Raw genomic sequence first — 11,777 nt, 5'->3', positions numbered from 1 at the left:
TTCGCACCCGCCGCACCGTGCGGCACACCCGCGCCCTGGGCATCGCGCTGACCCCCAAGGCCGAGAAGTACATGGAGCGTCGTCCGTACGGCCCCGGCCCCCGTCGTGGCCCCGACCGTGCCGCCCACCCCGGTGGAGGAGGCCGCCAGGTTCGCCCGGGTGAGCGAGGACGGCCACGTCACGCTGCTGGACGGGCAGGAGGAGCACGCGGTCGGCCAGGTGCCGGACGCGAGCACCGAGGACGCGCTGGCGTACTTCGTGCGCAAGTACGACGACGTGCGCGCCCAGATGGCCCTGTTCGAGCAGCGCATCGCCGCCGGCGCCCCCTCGGGTGAGCTGGGCCGGGCGCTGGGTCAGATGACGACCGCGGTGAACGAGCGCCACATGGTCGGCGACATGGACGCCCTCCGCACCCGCCTGGCGGCCCTGGAGACCCTCCTGGGCGACTACCGCGCCGCGGAACAGGAGGCCCGGCAGGCCGCCCAGGCCGAGCAGCTGGCCACCCGCGAGGCCATCGTCGCCGAGGCCGAGACCTTCGCCCAGACCCCGGCCGAGCGGATGCCCTGGAAGACCGCGTCCAAGCGCATGACGGAGCTGTTCGAGGAGTGGAAGGCCGCCCAGAAGGCCGGTCCGCGTCTGGCCAAGTCGGTCGAGGACGACCTGTGGAAGCGCTTCCGCGGCGCCCGCACCGCGTTCGACAAGACCCGCCGCGCCCACTTCTCCCGGCTGGACGCCGCCTCGGCCGAGGCCAAGCAGGTCAAGGAGCGTCTCATCGCCCGTGCCGAGGAGCTGTCCACCTCCACCGACTGGGGCGTGACCGCCGGCAAGTACCGCGACCTGATGGACGAGTGGAAGCGCGCCCCCCGGGCCTCCCGCAAGGAGGACGACGCCCTCTGGGCCCGCTTCCGCGCCGCCCAGGACGTCTTCTTCGCCGCCCGCAAGGCCGCGAACCAGGAGATCGACCGCGAGTACGGGGCCAACCTGAAGGTGAAGGAGCAGATCCTCGCCGACGGCCAGAAGCTGCTCCCGTTCACGGACGTCAAGGCCGGACGGCGCGCGCTCAACGAGCTGCGCGGGCGGTGGGAGGATGCCGGCCGCGTGCCCCGCGGGGACGTCCGCCGGATGGAGGAGGGCTTCCGCAAGCTCGAGGACGCCCTCAAGCAGGCGGAGAACGAGCACTGGCGCCGCACCGACCCGGAGACCAAGGCCCGCACGAACTCCGCCCTCACGCAGCTCGAGGAGACCATCGCGGGGCTCGAGGCGGATCTCGCCCGGGCCCAGGCCCGGGGCGACCAGCGCGCCGTCAAGAAGGCCCAGGAGGCGCTCGACGCGCGCCTGCAGTGGAAGCAGGCCCTCGAGGCCTCGGCCTCCGAGCTCCGCTGAGCCCCACCCGTCTCGAGCACGCCCCCGCGGCCCGCCTGTCCACAGGCGGCCGCGGGGGCGTCCCCGTCTCTGGCAGGCTCCAGGCATGACGACCGTGACGATCGAGGAGACCGCCCCGACCGGGGCGCTCGTGCTGGCGGGCGACCCCTTCACGGAGCCGGAGCTGCAGGCGCTCGGCGCGCGGGGCGCCGTGCGGCCGCTGCTGCCCGGAGTGTGGGCGCGGCCGGACGCCGCGGAGGATCCCGCGGTCCGGGCCGCTGCCCTGTGGACCCTCGGCGGCCCGCTCCTGGCCGCCGGCTGGACCGCGATCGGCCCGTCGGCGGCCTGGATCCTGGCCGGCGGCGCAGCGCCCGGGCGGCTGTACGCTGCCGTGCCGCACTTCCACCGGCGCCCCGCCGGCGGGGGCCTGCTGCCCTGGACGCTCACGCAGTCGGACGTCGCGGCCGATGCCACGGGCGTCGCCCCCGCCGAGCACGACGTGCTCTGGTTCGGCCCCGTGCGGGTCACGACGCCCGCCCGGACGGTCGAAGACCTGCTGCTCAGCGCCGACCCGGATGCGGCGCGGCGCGCGGCCGCCGTGATCGGCGCCCACGGCGCCGCCGGGCTGCGGGAGCGGCTGGCCCGCCGGACCCGCCGTGCCGGCGTCGTGGCGGCCCGGCGCCGGCTGGGCGCGCTGCTGGCGGCGCTGGACGTCCCCGACTGAGGCCGGGAGGCTCAGGTGCGGTGCACGTCGAAGACGCCGTCGATGCGGCGCACCGCGTCGATCACGTGGCCGAGGAACCGGGGGTCGCCCATCTCGAAGACGAACCGGCTCATCGCCACGCGGTCGCGGGTGGTGTTCACGGAGGCCGAGAGGATGTACACGTGGTTCTCGGAGAGGACCCGTGTGACGTCGGAGAGCAGCGACTTGCGGTCCAGCGCCTCGATCTGGATCTCCACCAGGTAGACGGTGTCCCGCGACGGCGCCCAGCTGACCGGGGTGCGGCGCTCCGGCTCCTGCGCGAGCAGGGTCGCCAGGTTGGGACAGTCGACCCGGTGCACGGAGACCCCGGAGCCGCGGGTGACGAACCCGTCGATGGCGTCCGGCGGCACCGGGTTGCAGCACCGTGCCAGCTTGGCCATGACGCCGCCGTCGCCGTCCACGAGCACGCCGGCGTCGTTGGTGGCCCGCGCGGGGGCGCGCCGCGACTGGGCCGGGACCAGCTCCTGCAGGTGCACCTCGCCGACGGTCAGCTCGCCCTCCGGCTCGGCCTGCGTCGGCGTCGGCGGAGCGAGGCGCTCCGCGACGCGTTCCTGCACGGACTGGGCGGACACGTGGCCGTCGCCGAGGGCCACGAACAGCCCGTCGAGGTCCGCGTAGCCGAGATCCGTGGCCACCTGCACCAGCTCCTCGCCGCCGAGCACCTGCTGCACGGCCATGCCGGCCTTGCGCAGCTGACGGGTCAGCGACTCGCGTCCCCGGTCGGCCTGCTCGTCGCGGCGCTGCGTGGCGAAGTGGTGACGGATCTTGGACCGGGCGCGCGGCGAGACCACGAAGCCCAGCCAGTCCCGGCTCGGCCCCGCGTCCTCGGCGCGCGAGGTGAAGACCTCCACGGTGTCGCCGTGGCTGAGCGGCGTGGACAGCGGGACGAGCTTGTCGTTGACCCGGGCGCCGATGGTGCGGTGGCCGACGTCGGTGTGGATGGCGTAGGCGAAGTCCACGGGCGTGGAGCCCGCCGGCAGGGTGCGGATCTCCCCCTTCGGCGTGAAGACGTACACCTCGTCCGCCCCGATCTGGGTGCGCAGCGAGGCGAGGAACTCGTCCGGGTCCCGGGTGTCCGCCTGCCAGTCCATCACCGAGCGCAGCCAGGCCGGCGTGGCCTGCACCGGCGCCTGGCCGGCGGCCTGGGCCTTGTACCGCCAGTGCGCGGCGACGCCGTACTCGGCCTGGCGGTGCATCTCCTGCGTGCGGATCTGGATCTCCACCGGCTTGCCGCCCGGCACCATCACCGTGGTGTGCAGGGAGCGGTACATGTTCAGCTTCGGGACCGCGATGTAGTCCTTGAACCGGCCCGGGACCGGGTTCCAGCGCGCGTGGATGACGCCGAGCACGGCGTAGCAGTCACGCACGGAGTCCACGAGCACCCGGATGCCCGTGAGGTCGTGGATGTCGTCGAAGTCCTTCCCGCGCGTCACCATCTTCTGGTAGATCGAGTAGTAGTGCTTCGGCCGTCCGGTGACGGTCGCCCGGATCCGGTGCTCGCGCAGGTGCTCCTCGATCACGGTGCGCAGCGCCGCGATGTGCTTCTCCCGCTCCGGGTTGCGCTCCCCCACGAGGCGCACGATCTCCGCGTACATCTTGGGCTTGAGGGCGGCGAAGGAGAGGTCCTCGAGCTCCCACTTGACGGTGTTCATGCCGAGCCGGTGGGCCAGCGGGGCGTAGATGTCCAAGGTCTCCTGGGCCTTGCGGGCGCTGGACTCCGGGGAGACGTACCGCCACGTCCGCGCGTTGTGCAGCCGGTCGGCGAGCTTGATGAGCAGGACGTTCACGTCCTGGGCCATCGCGATGACCATCTTGCGCACGGTCTCGGCCTGCGCCGCGGCGCCGTAGGTCACCTTGTCCAGCTTGGTCACGCCGTCCACGAGGAGGGCGACCTCGGAGCCGAAGTCGGCGCGGAGGCGCTCCAGGGAGTAGTCCGTGTCCTCGACGGTGTCGTGCAGCAGGGCCGCCAGGAGCGTCGGGCCCGTCACGCCGATCTCGGCGAGGATCGTGGCGACCGCGACGGGGTGGGTGATGTACGGGTCCCCGGAGCGCCGCATCTGCCCCTCGTGTGCCGCGCGGGCGACCTCGAAGGCGCGGACGATCTCGGCCAGCTCGGTCTTGGTGGCTCGCTGCCGCACGGTGCGCATCAGCGGCTCGAGCAGGGGCGAGTACTCGGTGGCGTGCCGGCCGGTCAGGCGTGCGATCCGGCTGCGGGGCCGGACCGGCCGGCACGCCACCGAGTGTCCCACCCCGCCCCAGGAAGACCACCGGGGCCGCAGCGGCTCCGTCAGAGTCGCGCGCCGTCGTCCCAGGGGGCGACGTCGGGATCGGTGACCGCCTCTGAGGCACGCTCCCGGGCGGCGCGGGCCGCGGCCCGGGCGTCGTGGTCGCGCACGTCCGGGTCGTTGCGGCGCAGCAGGGCGTACAGCGGCGCCTGGAGGAACAGGGTGGACAGGGTGCCCACGATGATGCCCACGAACAGCGCGAGCGCGATGTCCCGCAGCGTGCCGGCACCGAGCAGCCCCGCGCCGATGAACAGGATCGAGCCGACCGGCAGGATGCCGACGACGGAGGTCGTGATGGACCGGACGAGCGTCTGGTTCACCGCGAGGTTCACGTTCTCGACGAAGGAGCGCTCCGGGTCCTCCTCGGCCCCGATCGTGTTCTCGCGGATCTTGTCGAAGACCACCACGGTGTCGTAGAGCGCGTACGACAGGATCGTGAGGAAGCCGATGATGGCCGACGGCGTGATCTCGAAGCCGGTGGCGCCGTAGATGCCGGCGGTCAGCGCGACCACGTAGAGCATGCCGAGCACGGCGGCCAGGGACATCTTCCAGGTGCGGAAGTACACGGCCATGAACAGGGTCACGAGCACCACGAAGATCACCAGGCCGATCAGGGCCTGCTGCGACACCGCGGCGCCCCAGGTCGGCCCCACGAAGGTCGAGGTCACCTGGTCCTGGCCGACGCCGTAGGCCTCCTGCAGGTTCGCGGCCACGGCTCGGGTCTGGGCGTCGTCGAGCTGCTCGGTCTGGACGCGCACGGTGCCCGGGGCGACGTTCGTGACGGTGGCGTGGCCGTCGGCCAGCACGTCGGTCACGGCGCGCTCGCCCGCGGCCACGTCGGTGGAGGCCGTCTGCGAGACGGTGAACTCGGAGCCGCCCCGGAACTCGATGCCGAGGTTGAAGCCACCGCGGAGGGCGGTCAGGCCGCCGGCGAGGACGAGCAGCAGGGCGGCGAGGGCGAACCACCGCCGCCAGCGCTGGATGAACGGGTAGGAGATGCGGCCCGAGTAGAGGGCGTTGCCCCAGTCGGCGAAGCGGTTCACTGGTCCTCCTCCTGGCGGCGTCGCTCGGCGCGGCGTCGCTCGGCGATCGTCATGGGCGGCGCGGTGCGCGAGCGGCGGCCGCCCCCCCGGGCGGACGAGCCCGCGCGGGGGGCGCCCGTCGCGACGAGCGGGCGCGGGGCGTCGGCGGCCGCCGCGTCAGCCGGCTCGTCGGAGTCCTCCGCCGGGAGCCCGGTGCGGGGGGCGTGGGCGGGCTCGCGGAAGCGGCCGGCGCCCTGATACAGGGACGGCCCGCCCAGCAGCGACGGGTCCAGTCCGGACATCGGGTGTCCCTCGCCCACGAAGCGGGTCTGGGCCAACAGCACCATGAGCGGGTGGGTGAACATGAACACCACGATCAGGTCGGCGATCGCGGTGAGGCCGAGGGTGAACGCGAAGCCGCGCACGTTGCCGACGGCCACGAAGTACAGCACGACGGCGGCCAGCAGGTTCACGGCCTTGGACGCGGTGATCGTCCGCCGGGCGCGCTTCCAGCCCTCGTGCACGGCGACGGGCACGGTGTGGCCCGCGCGCAGCTCGTCCTTGATGCGTTCGAAGTAGACGATGAACGAGTCCGCCGTCAGACCGATCGCCACGATGAGCCCGGCGATGCCCGCGAGGGACAGGCGGTAGTTGTCCGTCCAGCCCAGGATCGCGATGGTCAGCCACGTCAGCACGCCCGCCACGATGATCGAGGCGAAGGTCAGCAGGCCCAGGGCCCGATACTGGAAGAACTGGTACACGGCCACGAGGCCGAGGCCGATCAGGCCGGCGATCAGGCCCCAGAAGAGCTGGTCCCGGCCGAGCGTGGCGGAGATCTGCTGCTCGGACTCGATCGAGAAGGAGATCGGCAGGGAGCCGTAGTTGAGCTGCTCGGCCAACTGCGCCGTCGTCTGCTCGTTCAGGGTGGGGCCGCTGATCTGCGCGCTGCCGTTGGTGATGACCACGTTGGACTGCGGCGCGGAGATCACGTCCCCGTCCAGCAGGATCGCGAACTGCTTGCGCGGGTCGCCCTCGGGGTACGGGGTGAGCTTCTGGGTGACCTCCGTGAAGGCCTTGGTGCCCTCCTCGTCGAACTCGATGTTGACGACCCACTGGTTGGTGGAGACGCCGCCCTGGGCCTGGGCCATGCCGTTGGACGCGCCCTTGATCTGGGTGCCCGGGATGACCACGGGGCCCAGGATGTACTTCTGGGCCGGCGTGACGGCGCCGTCGGCGAGCTCCTCGGAGGGCTGGCAGGCGACGATCGCCCGGTCGGACGGCGGCGGGGGCGCGGCCGGGTCCCGCGGGGCGGTGCAGTCCGTGGCCTGGAACTCGGCCAGCAGGGCCGGGGTGACCCAGTTCGGGTCGTAGGCGTCCGCCGGCTCCCCGTCGGGCTTCGGCAGCTGGTCTTCTGGCAGGCGCTGGTCCTCGGGGGTGGCCTCCCCCGGGCCGGACTGCAGCACGGGGCGGAACTGCATGTCCGCGGACGCCTGGATCAGGCGGCGGGTCTCCTCGTCCGGGACCCCGGGCAGGGAGACGACCACGTTCTGGGAGCCCTGCGTGGCGACCTCCGCCTCGGCCACGCCGGAGCCGTCCACACGCTGGCGGATGATCTCCACGGCCTGGTCCAGCTGCTCGGGGGTGACGGACTCGCCCGTCGAGGTCTGGGGGGCCAGCACCATCTGCGTGCCGCCCTCGAGGTCGAGGGCGAGCTTGGGAGCCCAGGAGGCCGCGCCGGAGGCCACGCCCCCGCCGAGGATCGCGGCCAGGACCACGAGGAGGGCGGCCAGCCAGGCCAGGGTGCGCCCGGCGGAGCCGGTGGGTGTTCTCTTCGCCATTGCTCAGGTGCTTCCGTCACATTCGAGCGGCCCCGCCAGGCGGGGCCGCGTGTGCAGGGGTGGGTGGGCCTCAGGCCAGGTCGTCGCGGCGCGGACGCGGGTCGTCGGCGTCGTCGGCGCGGTACTCGGTGCCGGGGGCGTCATCCAGACGCGACGGGTCCGTGGTGGGCGCGGCGGCCGTCTCCGGCTCCACGACGGTGGTGACGCCCTGCAGGTGCACGTCCATGCGGGTGCCCGGGGCGGTCTCCAGCGTCACCCGCTGGCCCTCGGTGTCCACGGCCACGACGGTGCCGAAGATGCCGGCGCCCGTCATGACCTCGACGCCTGGGGCGAGGGTGCTGCGCATCTGCGCCTGCTGCTGCTGCATCTTCTTGCCCTTGCGGAAGGAGAGGAAGAGCATCACCGCGAGCAGGGCGAAGGCGATGAGCATGAGCAGGCTGCCGCCACCCCCCTGGGCCTGCTGGGCGATCACGGGCAGGGTCGCGGCGGTGGCGACGGGCATGGGGGACTCCTGATGCTCGGGGTGGGCGGGCCTGTCCAGTGTAGGGGCCCGCCCTGGGCGTCACGGCCCCGGCGTGGCCTCCGGAGCGGCGAGGCCCAGGTGCTCCCAGGCCCCCGGCAGCGCGACGCGGCCACGGGGGGTCCGCGCCACCATGCCCTCGCGGATGAGGAAGGGCTCGGCCACGGTCTCCACGGTCTCGGCCTCCTCCCCCACGGCGGTGGCCAGCGTGCTGAGCCCCACGGGCCCGCCGCCGAACGTGGTGCACAGGGCCGTGAGCACGGACCGGTCGAGCCGGTCCAGGCCGCGCCCGTCGACCTCGTACATGTCCAGGGCGGCGGCGGCGTCGTGCGCGCCGACCTCGGCCAGCCCCTTCACGAGCGCCCAGTCCCGCACGCGGCGCAGCAAGCGGTTGGCGATGCGCGGGGTGCCGCGCGAGCGCCGGGCGATCTGCCGGTACCCCTCCGTGGCCAGCCGCATGTCCAGCAGCAGGGCGGAGCGGCGCAGGACGCGCTCGAGCTCCACCTCGGTGTAGAAGTCCAGATGGCCCGTGAAGCCGAAGCGGTCGCGCAGCGGCCCCGGCAGGAGGCCGGCCCGCGTGGTGGCGCCGACGAGCGTGAAGGGCGGCAGCTCGAGCGGGATCGAGGTGGCGCCGGCGCCCTTGCCCACCACGATGTCCACCCGGAAGTCCTCCATGGCCATGTAGAGCATCTCCTCGGCCGGGCGGGACATCCGGTGGATCTCGTCGAGGAAGAGCACCTCGCCCTCGGTGAGCGAGGACAGGATGGCCGCGAGGTCGCCCGCATGCTGGATCGCGGGGCCGGAGGACAGCCGCAGGGGGGCGTTCATCTCCGCGGCCACGATCATCGCCAGCGTGGTCTTGCCGAGCCCGGGCGGACCGGAGAGCAGGACGTGGTCCGCGGCGCGGTCGCGCAGCCGGGCGGAGGCGAGCATGAGGTCCAGCTGCTCGCGCACGCGCATCTGGCCCACGAACTCGTCCAGGTGCTTGGGGCGCAGCGCGGCCTCGAGCCGACGCTCCTCCGGGTCGACGGCCGCCGCGGACAGCGGCGAGGACTCCGCGCTCATCGCCCGCCTCGCACAGAGCCGGCCATGCCGACGTCGCGCAGGGTGGCACGCAGCAGCGCGGCGACGTCGCGGCCCTCGTCCAGCTCCGGGCGGGCCGCCACGGTGGCCTCGACGGCCTTGAGCGCCTCCTTCTCGGACCAGCCCAGGCCGGCCATCGCCTGCACGACGTCGGCGTGCCAGAGCGCCTCGACGGTCGGCTCGGCGCTCGCCTCGGCCTCCGCCTCGGGCACCGGCTCCCCGGTGGGCGCGAGGCGGCCGGAGAGCTCGACGATGATCTTGCGCGCCATCTTCGGCCCGATGCCGGGCACGCGGGTGAGGGTCTTCTCGTCCTCCTCGGTGACCGCCCGGCGCACGGTCTCGGGGTGGTGGACGGAGAGGATCGCCAGGGCGAGGCGGGGACCCACGCCGTTGGCCGTGATGAGCACCTCGAACACCTCGCGCTCGTCGCGGTCCGCGAAGCCGTAGAGGGTCAGGGCGTCCTCCTTGACCACGAGGTGGGTCTGCACCGCCCCCGGCCGGCCCTCGTGCAGGGTGGCCAGCGTCTGCGGGGTGGCGGAGAACTGCACACCCAGGCCGCCGACGGCGATGACCGCCCGGTCGAGGGCCACGTGCTCGACGGTGCCGCTGAGCGAGGCGATCATGAGGGGCCCTCCTGTCGGGACGGACGGACGCCGGTCGGCGCGGATTCGAACATATCATCGAACGCCGGCCCGGCAGCGGCCTACCGGCGTCGCCCGCCGCCCGCCGAGCGCTCGGCGTCGAGCCAGGCCCGCTGCGCGGCGGTGAGCTGGCCCCGCGGGCGGGCGCGCGCGGGCGCCTTGGCGGCGAACTGCGAGCGCCCCGCCCGGGAGGCGAGGTCCGCGGTGTCGAGGCCGGTCTGGCCGGCGGCCGCGCCGAGGGCGGTGCCGCGCCAGCCGTGGGCGATGGCCAAGGCGAGGGCGTCGGCCGCGTCGGCCGGGCGCGGCGGGGCGTCGAGGCGGAGGATCCGGGTGACCATCGTGGTGACCTGCTCCTTGCCCGCATCGCCGTGTCCGGTGACGGCGGCCTTGACCTCGGAGGGGGTGTGCAGGCCCACGGGGACGCCGGCGCGCGCGGCCGCGGCGATCGCCACGCCCGCGGCCTGGGCCGTGCCCAGCACGGTCGGCGTGTTCGTGTTCGCGAACATGCGCTCGACGGCGGCGCGATCGGGCCGGTGCGCGGCGAGGACCGCGGAGACGGCCTCGTCGATGCGCAGGAGGCGCTGGTCCAGGGGGGCGGTGGGCGGGGTGCCCGTGACCTCGACGTGGACGAGCGCGGCCCGCCGTCGCGCGTCCACGTCCACCACGGCGATCCCGCAGCGGGTGAGCCCCGGGTCCACCCCGAGGATCCGGACGACGTCGGCGGGCCGGCGCGCGCTCAGCGCGATCAGTCCTCGTCGAGCTCGGCGAGGACCTCGGGGGCGATGTCCACGTTCGAGAAGACGTTCTGGACGTCGTCGAGGTCCTCGAGGGCATCGGCCAGCTTGAGGAAGGTGCGGGCGCCCGACGCGTCCAGGTCCACCTTCATGGTGGGGACGAACTCGAGCTCGTCGGACTCGTACTCCACGCCCGCCTCGTCGAGGGCCTTGGCCACGGACTGCAGGTCGGAGGGGTCCGAGAGGATCTCGAAGGAGTCGCCGGAGACGACGACCTCCTCGGCGTCGGCGCCGCCCTCGAGCACGGCCTCGAGCAGGCCGTCCTCGGTGTTGCCCTCGGCGGGCAGGCGCACGAGGCCCTTGCGCTCGAAGAGGAAGGAGACGGAGCCGGAGTCGGCCATGGTGCCGCCGTTGCGGGTGACGGCCGCGCGCACGTCCGCGGCGGCGCGGTTCTTGTTGTCGGTCAGGCACTCGACCAGCAGCGCCGAGCCCTGGGGGCCGCGGACCTCGTACATGATCTCGGCGTAGTCGATGACCTCGCCGGTGAGGCCGGCGCCGCGCTTGACGGCGCGGTCGATGTTGTCGTTGGGCACCGAGGCCTTCTTGGCCTTGGACACGGCCAGGTCGAGGGCGGGGTTGCCGGCGACGTCGGGTCCGCCGGCACGTGCCGCGACCTCGATGTTCTTGATGTACTTCGCGAACGCCTTGGCGCGCCGCGCGTCGATGACGGCCTTCTTGTGCTTGGTGGTCGCCCACTTGGAATGTCCTGCCATCACGCCTCCTCAGGTCTGGATCTCGTCTGCTGGCTCGACCGCCCAGTCTAGCGACGCCCGGTGGGGTGGCGCGGATCACGGCTGACTACACTCGCGCCCATGACCCACACCTCCGCGCCCTCCGTCCTGCCCGCCGACCACCCGCTGGCGACCCCCTCCGACCTGCCCTACGGGCTGCCCGACTTCTCCGCCGTCTCCGACGCGCAGCTGGCCGAGGCCGTGCGCGCGGGGATGGCGGCCCAGCGCGCCGAGGTCGACCAGATCCTCGGGGCGGCCACGGCGCCGACCTTCGAGAACACCGTCCGTGCGCTCGAGCTGTCCGGCCAGCTGCTGCGCCGCTCCGCCGCGATGTTCTTCACGCTCGTCGGCTCGGACGGCACGGATGCGCGGCAGGCCCTGGCCGAGGAGCTCTCCCCCGAGCTCGCGGCCCACGAGGACGCGATCCTGCTGGACCCGCGGCTGGCGGCGCGCGCCGCTTCGATCGACGACGGCGGCCTCACGGGCGAGGACGCCCGCCTGCTGGAGACGCTGCGCCTGCGCCTCTCCCTGGCGGGGGCGGACCTGGACGAGGCCGCGCGCGAGGAGCTGCGCGGGATCAACACGGAGCTGGCGTCCCTCTCGGCCGCCTACACGCGCCGCCTCGTCGCGGACACCGCCGCCCGCGCCGTGCTCGTCACGGACCGCGAGCGCCTGGCCGGTCTGAGCGAGGACGACCTGGCCGCGGCGGCGGGGGCGGCCGCCGAGGCGGGGCACGGG

Annotated in this window: 10 protein-coding genes and 2 pseudogenes; 4 read left to right on the top strand and 8 right to left on the bottom strand. The window is 73.8% G+C overall.

The genetic code is table 11. The annotated features are described in order from the left end of the window. The 3 genes and pseudogenes from J1M40_RS12725 to J1M40_RS06515 all read left to right on the top strand — a co-directional run. A pseudogene (locus J1M40_RS12725) lies at nucleotides 1-92 on the top strand (30S ribosomal protein S4); the annotation flags it as partial. Nucleotides 93-105: 13 nt separating this feature from the next. Next, entirely contained in the window at nucleotides 106-1,383 is a 1,278-nt protein-coding gene (locus J1M40_RS12720; RefSeq protein WP_342356890.1) for a DUF349 domain-containing protein, read from the top strand. An 85-nt stretch (nucleotides 1,384-1,468) separates the two neighbouring features. Then, nucleotides 1,469-2,086, top strand: a complete 618-nt coding sequence (locus J1M40_RS06515; RefSeq protein WP_036313675.1) for a hypothetical protein — start codon at nucleotides 1,469-1,471, stop codon at nucleotides 2,084-2,086. 11 nt (nucleotides 2,087-2,097) lie between these two features. On the opposite strand, the gene J1M40_RS06510 is transcribed toward J1M40_RS06515, so the two are convergent. From J1M40_RS06510 to J1M40_RS06475, 8 genes are all read right to left on the bottom strand, one after another. After that, entirely contained in the window at nucleotides 2,098-4,374 is a 2,277-nt protein-coding gene (locus J1M40_RS06510; RefSeq protein WP_206450623.1) for a bifunctional (p)ppGpp synthetase/guanosine-3',5'-bis(diphosphate) 3'-pyrophosphohydrolase, read from the bottom strand. A 38-nt stretch (nucleotides 4,375-4,412) separates the two neighbouring features. Next, entirely contained in the window at nucleotides 4,413-5,453 is a 1,041-nt protein-coding gene (gene secF / locus J1M40_RS06505) for a protein translocase subunit SecF (protein ID WP_036317952.1), read from the bottom strand. Then, nucleotides 5,450-7,270, bottom strand: coding sequence for a protein translocase subunit SecD (gene secD, locus J1M40_RS06500; protein WP_036317949.1), 1,821 nt, complete (start codon nucleotides 7,268-7,270; stop codon nucleotides 5,450-5,452). Before secD ends, secF begins: the two co-directional genes overlap by 4 nt. Before the next feature lie 70 nt (nucleotides 7,271-7,340). Then, nucleotides 7,341-7,772: a preprotein translocase subunit YajC gene (gene yajC, locus J1M40_RS06495; protein WP_036317946.1), complete on the bottom strand. Its 432-nt coding sequence runs from the start codon at nucleotides 7,770-7,772 to the stop codon at nucleotides 7,341-7,343. A gap of 60 nt (nucleotides 7,773-7,832) precedes the next feature. Next, a complete protein-coding gene (gene ruvB, locus J1M40_RS06490) occupies nucleotides 7,833-8,855 on the bottom strand; it encodes a Holliday junction branch migration DNA helicase RuvB (RefSeq protein WP_036317944.1) in 1,023 nt (340 codons plus the stop codon). Beyond that, entirely contained in the window at nucleotides 8,852-9,496 is a 645-nt protein-coding gene (gene ruvA / locus J1M40_RS06485; RefSeq protein WP_036317942.1) for a Holliday junction branch migration protein RuvA, read from the bottom strand. The genes ruvB and ruvA overlap by 4 nt, the downstream gene beginning before the upstream one ends. An 80-nt stretch (nucleotides 9,497-9,576) precedes the next feature. Further along, nucleotides 9,577-10,212 carry a crossover junction endodeoxyribonuclease RuvC gene (gene ruvC / locus J1M40_RS06480; RefSeq protein WP_036317938.1) on the bottom strand — a complete coding sequence of 212 codons (636 nt, stop codon included), beginning with the start codon at nucleotides 10,210-10,212 and terminating at the stop codon, nucleotides 9,577-9,579. Nucleotides 10,213-10,259: 47 nt separating this feature from the next. Beyond that, nucleotides 10,260-11,021, bottom strand: coding sequence for a YebC/PmpR family DNA-binding transcriptional regulator (locus J1M40_RS06475; RefSeq protein ID WP_036317934.1), 762 nt, complete (start codon nucleotides 11,019-11,021; stop codon nucleotides 10,260-10,262). Nucleotides 11,022-11,120: 99 nt separating this feature from the next. On the opposite strand from J1M40_RS06475, the pseudogene J1M40_RS06470 reads away from it, so the two are divergent. Next, a pseudogene (locus tag J1M40_RS06470) lies at nucleotides 11,121-11,777 on the top strand (M3 family metallopeptidase); the annotation flags it as partial.

It is taken from the genome of Micrococcus sp. KRD026, from assembly GCF_017168445.1.
Classification (GTDB): Bacteria; Actinomycetota; Actinomycetes; order Actinomycetales; family Micrococcaceae; genus Micrococcus; species Micrococcus luteus.
This window is presented reverse-complemented; position numbering and strand designations above follow the sequence as displayed.

What these genes read in the sequence shown, in the direction of transcription:
- J1M40_RS06515 (WP_036313675.1), top strand. Translation starts at nt 1,469, where the DNA reads ATGACGACCGTGACGATCGAGGAGACCGCCCCGACCGGGGCGCTCGTG.
- secD (WP_036317949.1), bottom strand. Translation starts at nt 7,270, where the DNA reads ATGGCGAAGAGAACACCCACCGGCTCCGCCGGGCGCACCCTGGCCTGG.
- yajC (WP_036317946.1), bottom strand. Translation starts at nt 7,772, where the DNA reads ATGCCCGTCGCCACCGCCGCGACCCTGCCCGTGATCGCCCAGCAGGCC.
- ruvB (WP_036317944.1), bottom strand. Translation starts at nt 8,855, where the DNA reads ATGAGCGCGGAGTCCTCGCCGCTGTCCGCGGCGGCCGTCGACCCGGAG.
- ruvA (WP_036317942.1), bottom strand. Translation starts at nt 9,496, where the DNA reads ATGATCGCCTCGCTCAGCGGCACCGTCGAGCACGTGGCCCTCGACCGG.
- J1M40_RS06475 (WP_036317934.1), bottom strand. Translation starts at nt 11,021, where the DNA reads ATGGCAGGACATTCCAAGTGGGCGACCACCAAGCACAAGAAGGCCGTC.